The organism is Bradyrhizobium guangdongense (assembly GCF_004114975.1).
In the GTDB taxonomy this organism is placed as follows: domain Bacteria; phylum Pseudomonadota; class Alphaproteobacteria; order Rhizobiales; family Xanthobacteraceae; genus Bradyrhizobium; species Bradyrhizobium guangdongense.
Window position 1 is genome coordinate 1,482,950 of sequence record NZ_CP030051.1, and the last position, 17,422, is coordinate 1,500,371.

Here is a 17,422-nt window from a genome sequence, read left to right on the forward strand (position 1 = left end):
TTGATGAAGAGACTTTTCGTTGCGGCGGCGCTTTTGACGACCATGATCTCATCGGCCTTGGCGGTCGAGCTGCCGCCCGACATCGCCAAGCGCGGCAGCATCAAGGTCGCGCTGGTACCGAACTATCCGCCGATGGAGTTCCACGATCCCGCCACCAACGCGCTCTCGGGCTTCGACATCGATCTCGGCGAGGCGCTCGGGCGCAAGCTCGGCGTCAAGATCGAATGGACCGAGACCAGCTTCGCCGAGTTCATGCCGTCGATCTCGACAGGCCGGGTGGATGCGATCCTGTCCGGCTTCACCGACTATGCGAGCCGGCACGAGATTGCGTCCTTCGTCGATTATCTGCGCAGCGGTCCGAAATTCTTCGTGCAGCAGTCCCGTGCGTCCGAGTTCAAGGATATGGCGGCGCTGTGCGGCAAGAAGGTCGGCGCCAGCCGCCGCACGATGTTTCCGGCCGAGATCGACAAATGGAGCCAGAAGAACTGCGCAGCCAATCCGATCCAGTTCGTCGGTACCGACGGCTCGGCCGATGCGCGCACCCAGCTCAAGCAGGGCCGTATCGACGCCGCCGTGCAGGGTAACGAGACGCTGCCTTATCTGATGGATCTCGAGCCCGGCGCCTATGCGCCGGTCGGCAATCCATTCGCGACGCAGTTCACGGGGATTGCGCTGCCGGTCAAGGAAAAGGCCTTGCAGCAGGCGATAGCCGAGGCGCTCGATGCGCTGATCGCGGACGGCACCTATCGTACGCTCCTGGCGAAATGGAAACTCAGCGACAACGCGATCGAGAAGGCCACCATCAATGCTGGACAGTAAAGCCCTCAAGAGCATTCCGCTCACCCCGGCCAACACCGCGGATCCTGCGCCGGACTATCCGTGGCCGAAGCCGTACACCTCGGCGATGTTTTTGTCGTTCGACGTCGACGCGGAGAGCGCGTGGACCAGCAAGGACGCGCTGCACGCGCAGCGCCTCATCACGATGAGCTACGGCGGCTACGAGGCGCGCGTCGGCACGCCGAAACTTCTGGAACTGCTCGATCAGCTCGATTCAAGGCGACGTTCTTCGTCACGGGATGGTCGGTCGATGCCCATCCCGCGATGGCCGAATCCATCCTCAAGGCCGGCCACGAGATCGGCCATCACGGCTACCATCATCTCTTGCCGGATCCCGGCGACCTCTGGATCGAGGAGGAGCTGGAGCGCGGTTTCGAGGTGCTGAAGCGCCGGCTCGGCGTCAAGCCGACTGGCTATCGCGCGCCCTATGGGGAGTTCACCGAGGAGCTGCGCGTCGCGCTGGTGCGTCACGGCATCATCTACACCTCGTCGTTTCGCGACGACGTCAGGCCCTATCGTCACCGGCTCGCCGACGGCAAGCCCGGCACGATCGAGCTGCCGGTGACCGCGAGCTATGACGACTGGATGCACGGCCTGTCCGCCCGCTTCAGCCCGCGCTCGATCTTCCCCAAGGAGCACGTGCTCTCGATCTGGAAGGACGAGCTGGACGAAGTCCGCGACTGGGGCGCGATGGTGACGACGGTGCTGCATCCGCAATGCAGCGGCCGTCCGATGCGGCTGCGTTTGCTGCGCGAGTTCCTCACCTACGCAAAGTCGTGCCCGGACGTCTGGATCACCACCGGCGAGAGGATCGCGGATAACTTCCTGCGCCACGAGGCCGCCAATCGTTGAGCCATGCCAGTGAGCCACGCCATGACCCGCCGCCGCATCCTCGTCATCAACCCCAACTCCTCGGCGTCGGTGACTGCGGCGATCGACGAGGCGATCGCGCCGCTGCGCATCGCCGGCGGTCCCGTGATCGAGGTGGTCGGCCTCGCCGAAGGGCCGCCGAGCATCAGCTCGCAGCGCGACGCCGATAGTGTGGTGATGCCGTTGGTGAGTCGCGTATCGCGCGACGATGCGGATGCTTTCGTGCTCGCCTGCTTCAGCGATCCCGGCCTGCATGCGGTGCGCGAGGCCGCCGGCGGCCGCCCTGTGATGGGCATCGCCGAATGCGGCATCTTTCGTGCGCTGATGCTCGGCGAACGCTTCGGTATCATCGCGCTCTCGCCGTCGAGCATTCGCCGCCAGCAACGCATGGCGCGGGTGTGGGGCGTCGACAATCGCTACGCCGGAAGCTGGTCGGTCGGTGCGAGCGCTGCGGAAACCGCAGGCGCCGACATTCGCGGACGGCTGATCGAGGCCGGCCGCGCGCTGGTCACGCAATACCGCGCCGATGTCGTGGTGATGGGGTGCGCCGGCATGGCCTCGCATCGTGCCGCGATCGAGGAGGCGATCGGTGTGCCCGTGGTCGAGCCGGCGCAACAGGCGGTGGCAGTCGCGATCGGCGCGGTTCTGCTGAACGCGTAAGATTCTTCCGGAGATTCTGGTAATGCCCATTTCTCGCCGTTCGCTTCTCAAGGCCGCCGCCGCAATGCCGGCGCTGTCGCTGCCGGGCATCGTGCGCGCCGAATCCGAGAGCACGTTGCGGTTCATCCCGGTCATCGATCTCGCCTTCGTCGACCCCATCTACTCGACGGCCCAGGTGTCGCGAAACCACGGCTTCATGGTCTACGACACGCTGTACGGCATGAGCTCGTCGCTTCAGGTCTCGCCGCAGATGCTGTCGGGCCACGTCATCTCGGGCGATCAGCTGCAGTGGGACCTCACGCTTCGCGACGGCCTGTTCTGGCACGACGGCGAGCGCGTGCTGGCGCGCGACTGCGTTGCGAGCATCCGCCGCTGGGCGGCCCGCGACGGCTTTGGCGGCGAGCTGATGGAGGTGATCGCGGAGCTTTCGGCGGCTGATGATCGCACCATCCGCTTCCGCCTCAAGCGTCCGTTCCCGCTGCTGCCGCAGGCGCTCGGCAAAGCCGCGATCAATGCCTGCTTCATGATGCCGGAGCGGCTCGCGAGCCAGGACCCGTTCAAGCCGCTGACGCAAGTGATCGGTAGCGGGCCGTTCCGCTATCTTGCCGACGAGCGTGTGCAAGGCGCGCGCAATGCTTACGCGAAGTTCGAGCGCTATCAGCCGCGCAGCGACGGCAAGCCGGATTGGACCGCTGGCCCGAAGATCGTGCACTACGACCGCGTTGTCTGGACCACCACGCCGGACGCCGGCACCGGCGTCGCCGCGCTCCAGACCGGCGAGCAGGATTGGCAGGAAACCACGCCGCACGATTTGCTCCCGATCATCAAGGCGGCCGGCGACATCGAGACACGCATTCTTGATCCGCGCGGTTACGCCTGCATGCTTCGCCTCAACCATCTGCAGCCGCCGTTCGACAATCCAGCGATCCGCCGCGCCCTGCTCGGTGCGATCGACCAGTCCGCATTCATGACGGCAGTGGCCGGCACCGATCCCGCGTTTCAGGTGTCGCCGATCGGCTATTTCGCCCCTGATACGCCGATGGCGAGCGATGTCGGCCTCGACCTGTTCCGCGGTCCGCGCAACTACGACAAGGTCAGGGCCGACCTGAAGGCCGCCGGCTACAACGGCGAGAAGATCGTGGTGCTCGTCCCCACCAATTCGCTGGCGCAGAAGCCGCTCGGCGAGATCGCGGTCGACAGCCTGCGCAAGGCCGGCATGAATGTCGAATATGCCGGGCTCGATTTCGCCGTCGTTTTGCAACGCCAGCTCAAGAAGGATCCGATTGGGCAGGGCGGCTGGAGCGCGGCGGTCGGCAACTGGCAGGGCATCGACTGGCTCAATCCGGCCGGCAACACCAACATCCGCGGCGAAGGCAAGATCGCCGGCTGGTATACGAGCCAGAAGATGGGCCCGCTGCGCAGCCAGTGGCTGGCGGCCTCCGAGCTCGCCGAGCAGCAGCGCGTCTGCCGCGAGATCCAGGCAGTGGCGTTCAAGGAGATCCCCTATATTCCGATTGGCGTGTACAAGCAGCCGACCGCCTATCGCAAAGACATCGCCGGCATTCTCGACGGCACCGCCGTGTTCTGGAACGTACGTCCCGCATGAGCACCACTGCAATCTTCGGCAGCTATGTGCTGTCACGCAAGGACGGCGCGCAGGATGTCCTGCGCGACCGCTGGGTCCTGGTCGAAGGCAAGACAATCGCGGCGCTCACGCGCGACAGGCCGCACGCGGACCAGGTCTACGATCGTCCGGGCCGTTTCGTGCTGCCGGGCCTGTTGAACCTGCACAATCACTGTTTCTCCGAAGCTGTCGCGCGCAGTCACACCGAGGACGGCAACGGCCGCAAGAACAACCAGAGCATCGTCTATACGGTGCTGCTGCCGCTGACCAGGCGCGGCGCCGACATCCTGTCGGCAGAGGAGCGGCTCGCGGTGGCGCGGCTCGGCATCCTCCAGTTGCTCAAGGGCGGTGCCACCACGGTGATGGAGCCGTTCCGCAATTCGATCCCCGAGATGTTCGACGCTGCAGAAGAGATGGGCATCCGCTTCTACGGCGCGCCGTATCTGTTCTCCACCTCCGACGCCAAGGCAGGGCCGGACGGTATCGTACAATATTCCGGCGACGATGGCGTCGCCGACATGGCGACGTGGGACACGCTCTACCAGCGCTGGAACAATCGCGGTGGCGGCCGCATCGGCCTCGCGATGAGCCCGCATGCCACCGATACCTGCGGCCCGGATCTCTTGAAGGCCTGCGCCGAGCGGGCGCGCGAACTCGACGTCCCCATCACCACGCACATGGCGCAGAGCCGCGCCGAGGTCGAGACTATCGGCAAGCGTTATGGCGGCCGCACGCCGGCGCAGTATCTGGACTGGCTTGGTCTTCTGGCGCCCGACCTGATGGCGGCGCATTGCATGTTCAGCAGCGATGACGATCTCAAGCTGATGGCCGCGCGCGGCATGACCGTTCTCAACTGCCCGCGCGTGTTCGCGCGCGCCGGCATCACCGCGGCATTCAGCCGCTTTGCCGAGCACGGCGTGCGCACAGTGGTCGGCACCGACGGCTACAATATGGACCTGCTTGGCGAGCTCAATGCGGCCTCGCTGATCTCCAAGGTCACCTCGCAGCGCGCCGACGTCGCGAACTCGCCTGAATTGATCGAGGCGAACACGGTAGTCGCCGCCGACGTCATCAAACGGCCGGATCTCGGTCGGATCGAGGCGGGCGCCACCGCCGACCTCACGGTGGTCGATCTCACTCATCCGCATCTCCAGCCGCTGTTCGACCCGCGCCGCGCGCTGATCGCGCTCGCCAACCGGGCCAACATCGACCAGGTGATGGTTGATGGCCGCATGCTGGTCGACGAGGGGCGCTATCTTGCCGCTGACGAGGCGGCGATCACGGCAGCAGGCACCGCCGCAATCGGCAAGATCTGGGACCTGCCGGAGGCACAGGCGGCGTTCAACGGCTAGCTCTCGAACTCCGCCAGCGACTTGCGCATCATTTCGACCAGATCGAGCGCCACCGGCGAGGGGCTGCGCTGCGCCGGAAACACCGCGGAGAATTCGAAGTCGATGCGCGGCAGGAAACGGCGTACGACGACGCCGCGGGTGGAAAACTCCTGCGCGGTGAAGGGATCGCAGATCGCAACGCCAAGTCCTGATGAGACGAGGCCGCACATGATCTCCGACAAGGCGGTCTCGACCCGCAGCACGCGGCGCACATCGTGATGATGGAAGACCTGGTCGACGAGATGTCGGCTCGATGACCCCGCCGATAGCGAGATGAATGTCTCGCCTTCGAAGTCGCGCGGCTCCAGCACTTCTTTCTCCGCGAGGCGATGACCTGTCGGCAGCACCGCGACGCGGGCGGGCGCCGGCAACTTCATGCTCGGCAGCCCGGAATGCGCGATCGGCACCTCGGCAAAGCCCACGTCGCACTGATTGTTCAGCACCCAGTCGACCACGATCGGCGAGATCACGCCGAAGAAGGCGAGATTGAGATTCGGCCGCTCTCTTAGAAAGTGACCGGTCAGCCTCGGCAGATAGCCGTTCGACAGCGCAGGTAGTGCTGCGATCCGCAGCGAGCCGGTGCGGCGGCCGCGGATTTCCTCGGCGGCAGCGGTGATGCGCTCCAGGCCCACGAAGGATCGCTCTACCTCGGTGTAGAGCGCCATCGCCGCAGCGGTGGGCACCAGCCCTGTGCCGCGCCGCTCGAACAGCTCCATCTTCAGCAGCGCCTGCAAGTCGCGCAGCAGCCGGCTGACCGCCGGTTGCGTCACCTTCATCAGTGCAGCTGCCTCGGTCACGCTCCCGGTCAGCATCGTCGCCCGGAAGGCCTCTACTTGCCGCGAATTGATCCGGGCCATCCCAATTTCCATTCATAACATTTTGGCATGTAAATGGTGCCATTATTCATTGGACGATGGAAGTATAGGTTTGCGATCTTTTTCATCAGGACTGAAGACAGCCCGCTTTTTCGGCAGATTGGAGATCGGACCACATGAAGACTTTCAGCCTTCTCACAGCGGTCAGCATCGCGGCGCTCGTCGCGGTCCCTTCGGCCGTCTCGGCCCAGCAAAAGACTCTTTACGTTGCCGGCTATGGCGGCTCGTTCGAGAAGACCATCCGCGACGAGGTGATCCCGGCCTTCGAGAAGGAGAACGGCGTCAAGGTCGAATACGTCGCCGGCAACTCCACCGATACGCTGGCCAAGCTTCAGGCCCAGAAAGGCAATCAGCAGATCGACGTCGCCATCGTCGATGACGGCCCGATGTACCAGGCAATCCAGCTCGGCTTCTGTGGCAAGCTCGACGGGCTGCCAGCCGCCGATCTCTACGACACCGCGCGCTTCAAGGACGATCGTGCGGTCGCGATCGGCATTGTCGCTACCGGCCTGATGTACAACACCAAGGTGTTCAAGGAGAAAGGCTGGGCGCCGCCGACCTCGTGGAACGACCTGAAGGACACGAAATACGCCAAGCAGCTCGTGATCCCGCCGATCAACAATACCTACGGCCTCGAAGCACTGGTGATGCTGTCGAAGATGAACGGCGGCGGCGAGTCCAACGTCGATTCCGGCTTCAAGATTTTCAAGGAAGAGATCAATCCGAACGTGCTCGCCTATGAGCCGTCGCCGGGCAAGATGACCGAGCTGTTCCAGTCCGGCCAGGCGGTGATCGCGGTGTGGGGCACCGGCCGCGTGCAGAGCTTCGCCAATACCGGCTTCCCGGTCGACTTCGTCTATCCGAAGGAAGGCGCGGCGACGCTGCTGACGACGGCTTGTCCGATCAACAAACCCAATGCCTCGCCGCTGGCCTCCAGCTTCGTCAAGATGCTGCTCGATCCCAAGATCCAACTCGTGATGCTGAAGGACTATGGCTACGGCCCGGTGCTGAAATCGCTGAAGGTGCCGCCGGAGCTCGGCAAGATGGCGCCGATCGGCGAGCGCGCGGCCAAGCTCTATAATCCTGATTGGACCACCATCAACGAGAAGCGCGAGGAGTGGACCAAGCGCTGGAATCGCGAAGTCGAGCGCTGACCTGATCGTTGGTAGCGGAGACAGCGCATGGCCTTTCTCGAGCTCGATCGGGTCGCAAAGCAGTTCGGCGCGCAGACGGTGGTCGACGACTTCAGTCTGTCCGTAGGGAAGGGGGAGTTTATCTCCTTCCTCGGCCCGTCCGGCTGCGGCAAGACCACGACGCTCCAGATGATCGCGGGCTTCCTCGATCCCACGCGCGGGGCGATCCGCCTCGAGGGCAAGGACCTGATTGCGATCCATCCGGCCAAACGCGGGCTCGGCATCGTGTTCCAGAGCTACGCGCTGTTTCCGCACATGACCGCTTCGGAGAACGTCGCATTCGGCCTCGAGATGCGCAACGTGCCGCGCGCCGAACGGCGCGAGCGCGTCCGTGCCGCGCTCGCGATGGTCGGGCTTGCAGGGTATGAGGATCGGCATCCGCGCCGCATGTCCGGCGGCCAGCAGCAGCGCGTCGCGCTGGCGCGGGCGCTGGTGATCAAGCCGAGCGTGCTGCTGCTCGATGAGCCGCTGTCGAATCTCGACGCGAAGCTGCGCGAAGAGATGCAGATCGAGCTGCGTCAGATCCAGCGCACCATCGGCACCACCACGATCCTGGTCACCCATGACCAGAACGAGGCGATGTCGCTGTCGGATCGCATCGTCGTGATGAGCCACGGCAAGATCGAGCAGATCGGCACGCCGCAACAGACCTATGAGCGGCCGGCCTCGGCGTTCGTCTCGCAATTTCTGGGCAAGACCAATGACTTTGCCGGCACGATTGACCGTGCCGCGACGCCTTCGCAGCTAGTGGCGGGCTCCTGGAGTGCGCCGGCCCCGGCTGGGCTCAACGGTGCAGTCACGATTAGCATTCGTCCGGAAAGAATCGGGTTCGGCGATGCCGGCCTCAGTGCAAAGATCGTCACGCGGATCTTCCAGGGCAATCATTGGCTGTTCCAGTGCGAGAGCGAATGTGGCCCGGCGATCGTCATTCGCCAGAATGACGGCGCGGCGCAGCCGGTCGAGGGGGAGGCGGTTCGCCTGACCTGGCGGCCCGACGACATGAGCGTGCGCGCGAGGGCCGGCGCATGAGTGCGGTCGCCGAGGAGCGCGGCGCGCGCGCGCCTTGGGCGCTGACCGCGCCCGCCCTGATGCTGTTCGTCGGCGTGCTGCTGATTCCGCTCGCGATGACCGTGATGCTGTCGTTTCACGATTGGGGCCAGTACAAGGGCATCGAGCCGGTCTTCATCCTGAAGAACTGGCGCGAGATCGCAACCGATCCCTATTATGCCGAAATGTTCTGGCGGACGTTTCGCATCGCTATCCTGACCACGCTGCTCGCCGCACTGTTGGGAGCACCCGAAGCCTACATCCTCAACCGCATGAGCGGCCGCTGGAAGAGCTTTTTCCTGCTCGTCATTCTCGGACCGCTCCTGATCTCCGTGGTGGCGCGCACGCTCGGCTGGGCACTGCTGTTCGGCGGCAACAATGGCCTCGTCAACAAGCTTCTGATGTCGCTTGGCGTGATCCGCTTTCCCATTCCCTTCATGTTCACCGAAACCGGCATGGTCGTCGCGCTCGCGCATGTGATGATGCCGTTCATGGTGCTGTCGGTGTGGGCCGCGCTGCAGCGGCTCGATCCGCAGATCGAGAATGCCGCGATGTCGCTCGGCGCCGGCCCTGTCACCATCATCCGTCGCATCATCATGCCGCAGATCATGCCGGGCGTGCTGTCGGGCGCCATCATCGTGTTCTCGCTTTCGGCCAGCGCCTTTGCGACGCCGGCGATCATCGGCGGCCGCCGGCTCAAAGTCGCGGCGACGCTCGCCTATGACGAATTCCTCAACACGCTGAACTGGCCGCTCGGCGCCGCCGTCGCCACGCTGTTGCTGGTCGCGCTGGTGCTGATCGTCGTCGGCAGCAACGCGCTGATCGAGCGGCGGTATGCGGAGGTGTTCCGATGAGACGGAATGGGCCGCTGGCGCTGGTCTTCCACACCATCTTCGTCATCGTCATGGTGGCGCCGATCCTGGTGGTCTGTCTCGTCGCCTTCACGCCCGAGGGATTTCTCTCGCTGCCGACCAACGGCTTTTCGCTGCGCTGGTTCAGGACGATTGCGCAATATCCCGAGTTCATCCATGCCTTCTGGGTCAGCCTCGGCCTCGGCGCGCTGTCGTCCTTCGTGGCGCTGCTGTTTGCCGTGCCGGCGGCGCTGGCCATCGCACGTTACCGCTTCCGTGGCCGTGATGCACTCGCGGCGCTGTTCCTGTCGCCGCTGATGATCCCGCATGTCGTGCTCGGTATCGCCTTCCTGCGCTTCTTTACATCAGTCGGTCTCGGCGGAAGTTTTGCGGCGCTGATCATCGCGCACGTCATCATCGTGTTTCCGTTCGCGCTGCGGCTGACCTTGGCCGCAGCGACCGGCATGGACCGCACCGTCGAGATGGCCGCGGTCTCGCTCGGCGCCGGCGGTTGGACGCTGTTCCGCCGCGTGACGCTGCCGCTGATTCTGCCCGGCGTCATCAGCGGCTGGGCGCTCGCTTTCATCCAGTCCTTCGATGATCTCACCATGACCGTCTTCCTCGCGGCGCCCGGCACGGAGACGTTGCCGGTGCGCATGTTCCTTTACATCCAGGACAACATCGATCCGCTGGTGACGTCGGTCTCGGCTTGCGTGATCGCTGTGACCATGACCGCCCTCATTCTGCTCGACCGCTTCTACGGGCTCGACCGCGTACTCGCCGGCAAGGGCGATCCGGGACGATAGGAGAACCCATGCGAACTGAATACGACGTCGCCGTTGTCGGCGGCGGATTGCTCGGCTCCGCCATTGCCTGGGGCCTCGGCCGGCTCGGCAAGCGCGTGGCCGTGCTCGACGAAGGCGACATCACCAAGCGAGCCTCGCGCGCGAATTTTGCGCTGGTGTGGGTGCAGAGCAAGGGGCTCGGCATGCCGGCCTACACGATCTGGACCGTGCAGGCCTCGCAGGCGTGGGGACGGCTTGCCTCCGAGCTGAAGCAGCAGACCGGACTTGATGTTGCGCTCCAGCAGAATGGCGGCTTCCATCTCACCCTTAGCGAAGAGGAATTCGGCCAGCGCACCGAACTGGTCAAGCGCATGCACAATCAGACCGGTGCGGCCGACTACAAGATGGAGATGCTGCGGCCTTCCGAGATCAAGAACGCGCTGCCGCTGATCGGTCCCGAGGTTTCCGGCGGCAGCTATTGCCCGCTTGACGGCCACGTCAATTCGCTGCGCACCTTCCGGGCCTTCCACACCGGCTTCAAGGCGTTCGGCATCGACTATTTTCCGGAACGTCCGGTCTCGGCGATCGGCAAGAGCGGCGGCGAATTCCGGCTGACCACGCCGAAGGGCGAACTCCGCGCCGCCAAGATCGTGCTCGCCGCCGGCAATGCCAACCAGACGCTCGCGCAGATGGTGGGCCTCTACGCGCCGATGGGCCCGACCCGCGGCCAGGTCGTCGTGACCGAGCGCACCATGCCCTTCCTGCCGCATCCGCTGACGACGATCCGCCAGACCGACGAGGGCACGGTGATGATCGGCGACAGCAAGGAAGACGAGCTCGACGATCGGACGCTGAAGCCTTCGATCAGCGGCGTGATGGCCGATCGCGCCCAGCGCATGTTCCCGCATCTGTCGCGGCTCAACGTCGTCAGGAGCTGGTCCGGCATCCGTGTGATGCCGCAGGACGGCTTTCCCATCTACGACCAGTCCGAGACGCATCCCGGCGCCTTCGTCGCCTGCTGCCATTCCGGCGTGACGCTCGCCTCCAACCATGCCTTCGAGATCGCGCGCATGGTGGCGCAGGGCGCGCTCGAGCCGGAGCTGGTCGGCGCGTTCTCCGCCAGCCGGTTTGGTTGCGCAAGCACCGCGAATAGCAGCGGCTACTAGAGTTACTGAAGGAGCCAAGAGGCATCCCATGTTTAGACGATCCGAACAGGACATGCGCCCGCAGGTGCAGATCTTCGTCGACGGCGTCGCCGTTGCGGCGCGCCAGGGCGACACCGTCTCCGCCGCACTGCTGGCGTCGGGCCACGATGCGCGGCGCTCGACCGCGGTCAGCGGTGCACCTCGTTTGCCCTACTGCATGATGGGCGTGTGCTTCGATTGTCTCGTCACCATCGATGGCGTCGGCAACCGCCAGGGCTGCCTCGTGCCCGTCGCGGAAGGCATGCAGATCGAAATCCAGAAGGGCAAGCGGGAGATCGGAAGATGAGTGTGGCTCCCAAGCGCGAAGATTACGACGTCGTGGTGATCGGCGCCGGCCCGGCCGGCCTTGCCGCCGCCGCGACCTCCGCCGAGGCTGGCCTATCCACGCTGCTGCTCGACGAGAACATCGGCCCCGGCGGTCAAGTGTTTCGCGCCATCTCCTCGACGCCGGTGACCGACCGCAACCAGCTCGGTGCCGACTATTGGGCTGGCGCCGATCTCGTGCAGGCGCTGTGTGCAAGCAGTGCCGAGGTGATCCATCGCGCCACGGTCTGGAGCCTCGACCGCAATCTCGACATTGCCGTCTCGATCGGCGGCGCGTCCGCCTTCGTCAAGGCCAAGCGCGTGATCCTCGCGACCGGCGCGCTGGAGCGGCCGTTTCCGATTCCCGGCTGGACGCTGCCGGGCGTGATGACCGCGGGCGCGGCGCAGACCATGTTGAAGTCGTCGGCGCTGGTGCCGGATGGACGCACCGTGATCGCGGGGCAGGGGCCGCTGCTTTGGCTGCTCGCCGCGCAGATCTTGCGTCTCGGAGGTCGCATCGATCGCATCCTCGACACCACCGAGCGCGGCAATTATTTCGCGGCGCTGCCACATGCCTTCGCGTTCCTGACCTCGCCCTATTTCAGCAAGGGCCTGTCCATGATGCGCGAAGTGAAGGCGAAGGTGCAGGTCGTCTCCGGCGTGACGGAGCTCTCTGCGTCCGGTGAGGGCCAGCTTGCCAGTGTCAGCTACGTTGCGGGCAGCAAGCGCGAGACCATTCCTGCCGATCTCCTGCTGCTGCATCAGGGTGTCGTGCCCAACGTCAACCTGGCAATGGCGGCCGGAGTCGAGCATCGTTGGGATGACTTGCAGCTGTGCTGGTCGCCCGTGCTGGACGGCAGCGGCAATTCGTCGGTCGCGGGCATTGCGATCGCCGGCGACGGTGCCGGCATCGGCGGTGCGAACGCTGCCGTGGTGCGTGGCCGTATCGCGGCGCGTGCGGCGGTGGAAGCACTCGCGCCCGCGGCTGCTGCGAAGCTTGCCACGATGACAGCGCTCCGTTCCGATCTCGCCAAGGCCGAGCGCGGTCGTATCTTCCTCGACACGCTGTTTCGCCCTGCAACGCAGTTCCGCATTCCCTCGGGCAATGCCATCGTTTGCCGTTGCGAGGAGGTGACCGCGAAGGACGTGCTCGATTCCGTCGCAATCGGCGCGACCGGGCCGAACCAGCTCAAGGCCTATCGCCGCACCGGCATGGGCCCGTGCCAGGGCCGTCTCTGCGGTCTCACCGTCACCGAGCTGATAGCGCAGGCGCGCGGCAAGACCCCGCAGGAGATTGGCTATTACCGGCTGCGCGCGCCGGTGAAGCCGATCACGCTGGCCGAGCTTGCCGCCGTCCCGAAAACAGAGGACGACGTCAAGGCCGTGGTGCGCGGATGACCTTAAATGTGGATGCGATCGTCGTCGGCGGCGGCATCCACGGATGCTCGACCGCGCTGCATCTGTGCCTCGCCGGCCTGAAGCCGGTGCTGATCGAGAAGGACTATGCCGGCCGCCACGCCTCGGGCGTCAATGCCGGCGGCGTGCGCCAGCTCGCGCGGCATATCCCCGAAATCCCGCTGTCGATCCGCTCGATGGGGATCTGGGAGAAGATCAACGATCTCCTGGACGACGATTGCAGCTTCGAGAGCTACGGCCAGGTCCTGGTCGCCGAGAACGAGGAGGAGCTCGCGGTCTGCCGCGCGCGCGTCGCCGAACTCAACGCGCTCGGCTTCACCCATGAAGAGCTGATCGATGCTGTCGAGCTGCGGCGCCTCGTGCCGGCGGTCGCCGAGACCTGTCCCGGCGGCGTGGTTTCACGGCGTGACGGCGCCGCCAATCCGGCGCAGACGACGACGGCGTTCCGCCGCAAGGCCCAGCAGCTCGGCGCGATCGTGCGCGAGGGCGTCGCCGCCAGCAACATCCGCTACAGTGACAGCCTCTGGCATGTCGATGCCGGCACGGAGACCTTCGCCGCCCCGGTCCTCGTCAACGCCGCCGGCGCCTGGGCCGGCAAGATCGCTGCTGATCTCGGCGAGCCCGTTCCGGTCGAGACCGTGGCCCCGATGCTGATGATCACCTCGCGCGTACCGCATTTCATCGACCCTGTCGTGATCCTGCGCGGGCGAAAGCTGTCCTTCAAGCAGTTCAAGAACGGCACCGTGCTGATCGGTGGCGGCCATCTCGCCACGCCTTACCAGGATCGCAACGAGACGGTGCTGGACTGGAAGAGTCTCGCGACCAGCGCGCAGACCGTGTTCGAGCTGTTTCCGGTGATGCGTAGTGCGACCATCGTCCGCGCCTGGGCCGGCATCGAAGCCAGGATGAAGGACGATATTCCCGTGCTCGGCCCAAGCTCCCGCCACAAGGGGCTCTATCACCAGTTCGGCTTTTCGCTGCACGGTTTCCAGCTTGGCCCCGGCGCGGGCGCCGTGATGGCGGAGCTGATCGTCAATGGCGGCACCCAGACCCGCATCAGCGATCTCGGCATCGACCGCTTTCATCCCTTCACGCTCTAAAAACAAGAGGATATCATGAGCATCACCCGCAGCATCCGCACGCCCATCATGCACCGCGCCGTCGAAGCGAATGGCTTCGTCTTCCTCGGCGGCACCATTGCCGACGACACCTCGGTCTCGATGGGCGAGCAGACCCGCAACATCCTCGGCAAGATCGCGGGCTATCTCAAGGAGGCCGGCACCGACAAGAGCCGCATCGTCAGCGCCTCGATCTTCGTCACCGATCTCTCCAGGAAGAAGGAGATGGATGCGGCCTGGACCGAGTTCTTCGGCGACGATCTGCCGACCCGCGCCACCGTCGGCGTCGCCGATCTCGGCGGCGGCGCGCTGATCGAAGTGGTGGTAACCGCGCTGAAGGGCTGATCCGCTTACTTCGGTTTGGCGAACATGCCGACCAGCGTCTCGCGCAGCCAGCGCTGCGCGGGCACGGTGTCGTTGCGCTGATGCCAGAACAGGCTGACGATGCGTGGCGGTGCCTGGAGCGGTAGTGGCATCGCGTGCAGGAACGGTGCGTGGCGGGACTCCGAGCGCAGATCGCGCGGCAGCACCGCGATGAGATCGGACTGCCGCACGGTCTCGTAGGCCGCGCTGTAATGGTTGACGGTCGCCACCAGATTGCGCGACAGGCCGCGTGAGGCGAGGAACAGGTCGTAGGACGGCTGCGTCTTGCCCGCGAGACTCACATCGATATGCCGCGCGTTGAGGAAAGCGCGCGTGCTCAGCCGCTTCCCCGTGGCGAGCGGATGGCCGCGCCGCATGAAGCAGGCATAGTCGAGGGTCCATAGCGAGCGCGAGCGTATCGCGGCCGGTTGTTGCGCCTCGTTGACATAGACGCTCAGCACGCAGTCGACCCTGTTGTCCTCGAGCTGGTCGGCGATCTCCACGATAGTATTGGGTGCGGTGTGAACGCGGGCTTTCGGCGCAACCTTGTCCAGATGCTTCAGCAAGTTCGGCATCACCAGGGATGCCACATAGTCCGACATCGACAGAATGAACTCGGTCTGGGCGCGGCCGGGATCGAACACCTGCTCGTCGAGCGCCCCGCGCACGGTCTCCAGCGCTTCGCCGATCGGCTCCCACAGCACCACGGCGCGCTGGGTGGGGCGAATGCCGGTGCCCGACCGCACGAACAGGGGATCGCCGAGTGCATCGCGCAGCCGCGCGAGCGCGTTGCTGACGGCAGGCTGGGTCATCGTCAGCGCGCTCGCCGCGCGCGTGACGCTGCCTTCGGTCATCAGCGCCTCGAAGACTTTCAACAAGTTGAGGTCGAGGGCGCGGAACGACACACATTCACCATGGTGATATATTAGATCAAGATTATAAATTATGACGATAATGTCACTTTGTCTATGGTTCCCTCCCGAACGACGCGCGGTGCGCCGGGCCCCAATCGAGGGGGACTTCCATGTCAATGATATCGGCGCGCATCGAGCGCCTTCCGTTCGCACGCTTCCACACGCACCTGCTGCTGATGGGCGGGCTCGGCTACATGTTCGACGCCATGGACGCGGCGGTGCTCGCTTTCATCCTGCCGGTGCTGCGCACGGCGTGGAATCTGTCGAGCGTTCAGATCGGCGTGCTCGGCAGCAGCACCTATATCGGCTTCCTGTTCGGCGCGTTGTTCGCCGGCACGCTCGGCGACCTGATCGGGCGCCGCGCGGTGATGATGTCTGCGCTCGCGCTCTATTGTGTGGCCTCCATCGTCAGCGCACTGGTCGACACCTGGCCGGCCTTCTTCGTCGCTCGCATCGTGGCCGGCATGGGCACGGGCGCCGAGAGCGCGATCATCGCGCCCTATCTCGCGGAATTCGTGGCGCGGCGCTACCGCGGCAGTTTCACCGGCGCATTGGCCGGCTTTTTCTCCTTCGGCTTTGTTGCGGCGGCCTTGCTCGGCTATTTCATCGTGCCTTCGTATGATAACGGCTGGCGCATCGTGCTGGTCATCACGGCGGTGCCGGTCGTCATGCTGCTATGGTGGCGCCGGGCGCTGCCGGAATCGCCGCGTTGGCTGGAAGCCCGCGGCCGCGAGAAGGAAGCCGAAGCCGTCCTCGACAAGATCGAAGCGGGTTTTGCGCGCGAGGGCCGGGTCCTGCCGCCGCCGGTGATCGAAGCTGCGGCGCCCACCGGCACCGGTGGAACGCTGCTCGCCAATTTCGCGGCGCTTCTCGCTGCCCGGCAGGCGCGCATCACCATCATGACCTGGATCATGTGGCTTGCGATCACCTTCAGCTATTATTCCTTTTTCGTCTGGATTCCGGGCCTGCTGGTCCAGAACGGCATGAGCATCACCAAGAGCTTTGGCTATTCGATCGCGATCTACTGCGCACAGATCCCCGGCTATTTCAGCGCGGCCTGGTTCAACGAGCGCATCGGCCGGCAGGCGACGATTGCGACCTACATGCTGCTCGGCGGCGCCAGTGCGCTCGGCCTCGCCTTCGCGCAGACCGATCAGCACATCATGCTCGCGGGAATTCTGCTGTCGCTGTTCATGAACGGCACTTATGCCGGCGTCTATGCGTACACCGCCGAAGTCTTCCCGACGCCGATCAGGACCACTGGTGCCGGGCTTGCTTCGGCGATCGGCCGCATCGGGGCCATCGTCTCGCCGATCCTGGTCGGCTATCTCTATCCCAATTTCGGCTTCGCCGGCGTGTTCGGTGTCACCACCACGGTGTTGCTGCTCGGCGCGGTCACCGTCGTCTTGATGGGCGTGCCGACGCGAGGGCGGTCATTGGAAGAGATCGCAGCGGGCGAGGTCGCATGACCAGGACGACAGCCAAGGCCGATCCCTGGCTCGTTAGCGTTGCGGCGGCACAGAGCGAGATGGATCAGCCGGATGCGCTGTTCGCGGCGCTCGATCGCGCCCTGAAGTCGGCGATCGGGCACAAGCTGTTCACGATCCTGACCTACGAGGATGCTACCGGCGAAGCGGCACGCGTCTATTCCAACCTTCCCGGCCCCTATCCCACGGGAGGACGCAAGCGCCTGGCGCCGGGTCCGTGGACCGAAGCCGTGCTCGACCGCGGCGAAGCCTATATCGGCCGCACGCAGGACGATTTGCGCAACGTGTTCTCCGACCACCAGCTGATCGTCTCTCTCGGCTGCGAAAGCGTGCTCAACATGCCCGTGCGCTGGCGCGGGCGCACGCTCGGCTCGCTCAATCTGCTGCACGAAGCGCACTGGTACGGCGAAGACGACGTTGCCGCGTGTCTTCCCTTTGCCCAGCTTACATTGCCGGCGCTGCTTGCGCCGGCGTCCTGACAGG

Annotated in this window: 17 protein-coding genes and 1 pseudogene; 16 read left to right on the top strand and 2 right to left on the bottom strand. The window is 65.1% G+C overall.

Annotation, left to right across the window (positions count from 1 at the left end; all coding sequences use genetic code 11):
- Positions 1-3: 3 nt before the first annotated feature.
- The 5 genes and pseudogenes from X265_RS07095 to X265_RS07115 all read left to right on the top strand — a co-directional run bounded on the left by X265_RS07095 (position 4) and on the right by X265_RS07115 (position 5,343).
- Positions 4-819 (top strand): ABC transporter substrate-binding protein, encoded by an 816-nt coding sequence (locus X265_RS07095; RefSeq protein ID WP_164938457.1) that lies wholly within the window; start codon positions 4-6, stop codon positions 817-819.
- Positions 806-1,689: pseudogene (locus X265_RS07100) on the top strand (polysaccharide deacetylase family protein). Before X265_RS07095 ends, X265_RS07100 begins: the two are co-directional and overlap by 14 nt.
- A gap of 21 nt (positions 1,690-1,710) precedes the next feature.
- Entirely contained in the window at positions 1,711-2,367 is a 657-nt protein-coding gene (locus tag X265_RS07105) for an aspartate/glutamate racemase family protein (protein ID WP_128964163.1), read from the top strand.
- Positions 2,368-2,389: 22 nt separating this feature from the next.
- A complete protein-coding gene (locus tag X265_RS07110) occupies positions 2,390-3,973 on the top strand; it encodes an ABC transporter substrate-binding protein (RefSeq protein WP_128964164.1) in 1,584 nt (527 codons plus the stop codon).
- Positions 3,970-5,343 carry an amidohydrolase family protein gene (locus X265_RS07115; protein WP_128964165.1) on the top strand — a complete coding sequence of 458 codons (1,374 nt, stop codon included), beginning with the start codon at positions 3,970-3,972 and terminating at the stop codon, positions 5,341-5,343. The genes X265_RS07110 and X265_RS07115 overlap by 4 nt, the downstream gene beginning before the upstream one ends.
- Here X265_RS07115 and X265_RS07120 read toward each other — a convergent pair.
- Entirely contained in the window at positions 5,340-6,239 is a 900-nt protein-coding gene (locus X265_RS07120) for a LysR substrate-binding domain-containing protein (protein WP_128964166.1), read from the bottom strand. The two genes, X265_RS07115 and X265_RS07120, sit on opposite strands and share 4 nt — an antisense overlap.
- A 134-nt stretch (positions 6,240-6,373) precedes the next feature.
- Between X265_RS07120 and X265_RS07125 the strand changes: the two genes are divergently transcribed.
- From X265_RS07125 to X265_RS07165, 9 genes are read left to right on the top strand one after another with little or no spacing between them, the layout of a single operon-like run.
- Positions 6,374-7,411: an ABC transporter substrate-binding protein gene (locus tag X265_RS07125; RefSeq protein ID WP_128964167.1), complete on the top strand. Its 1,038-nt coding sequence runs from the start codon at positions 6,374-6,376 to the stop codon at positions 7,409-7,411.
- Between the two features lie 27 nt (positions 7,412-7,438).
- Positions 7,439-8,479 (top strand): ABC transporter ATP-binding protein, encoded by a 1,041-nt coding sequence (locus X265_RS07130; RefSeq protein ID WP_128964168.1) that lies wholly within the window; start codon positions 7,439-7,441, stop codon positions 8,477-8,479.
- Positions 8,476-9,351 (top strand): ABC transporter permease, encoded by an 876-nt coding sequence (locus X265_RS07135; protein ID WP_128964169.1) that lies wholly within the window; start codon positions 8,476-8,478, stop codon positions 9,349-9,351. Before X265_RS07130 ends, X265_RS07135 begins: the two co-directional genes overlap by 4 nt.
- The gene (locus X265_RS07140) at positions 9,348-10,154 is read left to right on the top strand and encodes an ABC transporter permease (RefSeq protein ID WP_128964170.1); all 807 of its coding nucleotides are present in this window, start codon (positions 9,348-9,350) and stop codon (positions 10,152-10,154) included. Before X265_RS07135 ends, X265_RS07140 begins: the two co-directional genes overlap by 4 nt.
- An 8-nt stretch (positions 10,155-10,162) precedes the next feature.
- On the top strand, positions 10,163-11,299 hold the full coding sequence (locus X265_RS07145; protein ID WP_128964171.1) for an NAD(P)/FAD-dependent oxidoreductase: 1,137 nt from the start codon (positions 10,163-10,165) through the stop codon (positions 11,297-11,299).
- A 28-nt stretch (positions 11,300-11,327) separates the two neighbouring features.
- Positions 11,328-11,624 (top strand): (2Fe-2S)-binding protein, encoded by a 297-nt coding sequence (locus X265_RS07150; protein ID WP_128964172.1) that lies wholly within the window; start codon positions 11,328-11,330, stop codon positions 11,622-11,624.
- On the top strand, positions 11,621-13,039 hold the full coding sequence (locus X265_RS07155) for an FAD/NAD(P)-dependent oxidoreductase (protein ID WP_128964173.1): 1,419 nt from the start codon (positions 11,621-11,623) through the stop codon (positions 13,037-13,039). Before X265_RS07150 ends, X265_RS07155 begins: the two co-directional genes overlap by 4 nt.
- On the top strand, positions 13,036-14,157 hold the full coding sequence (locus X265_RS07160) for an NAD(P)/FAD-dependent oxidoreductase (protein WP_128964174.1): 1,122 nt from the start codon (positions 13,036-13,038) through the stop codon (positions 14,155-14,157). Before X265_RS07155 ends, X265_RS07160 begins: the two co-directional genes overlap by 4 nt.
- 15 nt (positions 14,158-14,172) lie before the next feature.
- On the top strand, positions 14,173-14,520 hold the full coding sequence (locus X265_RS07165) for a RidA family protein (RefSeq protein ID WP_128964175.1): 348 nt from the start codon (positions 14,173-14,175) through the stop codon (positions 14,518-14,520).
- 5 nt (positions 14,521-14,525) lie between these two features.
- Here the strand turns inward: X265_RS07165 and X265_RS07170 are convergent, their stop codons facing one another.
- Positions 14,526-15,392, bottom strand: coding sequence for a LysR family transcriptional regulator (locus X265_RS07170; RefSeq protein ID WP_308421634.1), 867 nt, complete (start codon positions 15,390-15,392; stop codon positions 14,526-14,528).
- 170 nt (positions 15,393-15,562) lie between these two features.
- Between X265_RS07170 and X265_RS07175 the strand changes: the two genes are divergently transcribed.
- Both X265_RS07175 and X265_RS07180 read left to right on the top strand, forming a co-directional pair.
- Complete coding sequence (locus tag X265_RS07175) at positions 15,563-16,921, top strand: MFS transporter (protein ID WP_128964177.1); 1,359 nt, start codon at positions 15,563-15,565, stop codon at positions 16,919-16,921.
- Positions 16,918-17,418 (top strand): GAF domain-containing protein, encoded by a 501-nt coding sequence (locus X265_RS07180; RefSeq protein WP_128964178.1) that lies wholly within the window; start codon positions 16,918-16,920, stop codon positions 17,416-17,418. Before X265_RS07175 ends, X265_RS07180 begins: the two co-directional genes overlap by 4 nt.
- The last annotated feature ends 4 nt before the right edge of the window (positions 17,419-17,422 follow it).

Excerpts from the sequence above, each read along its gene's own strand:
- X265_RS07140 (WP_128964170.1), top strand. The coding sequence starts at position 9,348 with ATGAGACGGAATGGGCCGCTGGCGCTGGTCTTCCACACCATCTTCGTC.
- X265_RS07130 (WP_128964168.1), top strand. The coding sequence starts at position 7,439 with ATGGCCTTTCTCGAGCTCGATCGGGTCGCAAAGCAGTTCGGCGCGCAG.
- X265_RS07105 (WP_128964163.1), top strand. The coding sequence starts at position 1,711 with ATGACCCGCCGCCGCATCCTCGTCATCAACCCCAACTCCTCGGCGTCG.
- X265_RS07125 (WP_128964167.1), top strand. The coding sequence starts at position 6,374 with ATGAAGACTTTCAGCCTTCTCACAGCGGTCAGCATCGCGGCGCTCGTC.
- X265_RS07150 (WP_128964172.1), top strand. The coding sequence starts at position 11,328 with ATGTTTAGACGATCCGAACAGGACATGCGCCCGCAGGTGCAGATCTTC.
- X265_RS07115 (WP_128964165.1), top strand. The coding sequence starts at position 3,970 with ATGAGCACCACTGCAATCTTCGGCAGCTATGTGCTGTCACGCAAGGAC.
- X265_RS07095 (WP_164938457.1), top strand. The coding sequence starts at position 4 with ATGAAGAGACTTTTCGTTGCGGCGGCGCTTTTGACGACCATGATCTCA.
- X265_RS07170 (WP_308421634.1), bottom strand. The coding sequence starts at position 15,392 with ATGACCGAAGGCAGCGTCACGCGCGCGGCGAGCGCGCTGACGATGACC.
- X265_RS07180 (WP_128964178.1), top strand. The coding sequence starts at position 16,918 with ATGACCAGGACGACAGCCAAGGCCGATCCCTGGCTCGTTAGCGTTGCG.
- X265_RS07155 (WP_128964173.1), top strand. The coding sequence starts at position 11,621 with ATGAGTGTGGCTCCCAAGCGCGAAGATTACGACGTCGTGGTGATCGGC.
- X265_RS07110 (WP_128964164.1), top strand. The coding sequence starts at position 2,390 with ATGCCCATTTCTCGCCGTTCGCTTCTCAAGGCCGCCGCCGCAATGCCG.
- X265_RS07160 (WP_128964174.1), top strand. The coding sequence starts at position 13,036 with ATGACCTTAAATGTGGATGCGATCGTCGTCGGCGGCGGCATCCACGGA.
- X265_RS07135 (WP_128964169.1), top strand. The coding sequence starts at position 8,476 with ATGAGTGCGGTCGCCGAGGAGCGCGGCGCGCGCGCGCCTTGGGCGCTG.
- X265_RS07120 (WP_128964166.1), bottom strand. The coding sequence starts at position 6,239 with ATGGCCCGGATCAATTCGCGGCAAGTAGAGGCCTTCCGGGCGACGATG.
- X265_RS07145 (WP_128964171.1), top strand. The coding sequence starts at position 10,163 with ATGCGAACTGAATACGACGTCGCCGTTGTCGGCGGCGGATTGCTCGGC.
- X265_RS07165 (WP_128964175.1), top strand. The coding sequence starts at position 14,173 with ATGAGCATCACCCGCAGCATCCGCACGCCCATCATGCACCGCGCCGTC.
- X265_RS07175 (WP_128964177.1), top strand. The coding sequence starts at position 15,563 with ATGTCAATGATATCGGCGCGCATCGAGCGCCTTCCGTTCGCACGCTTC.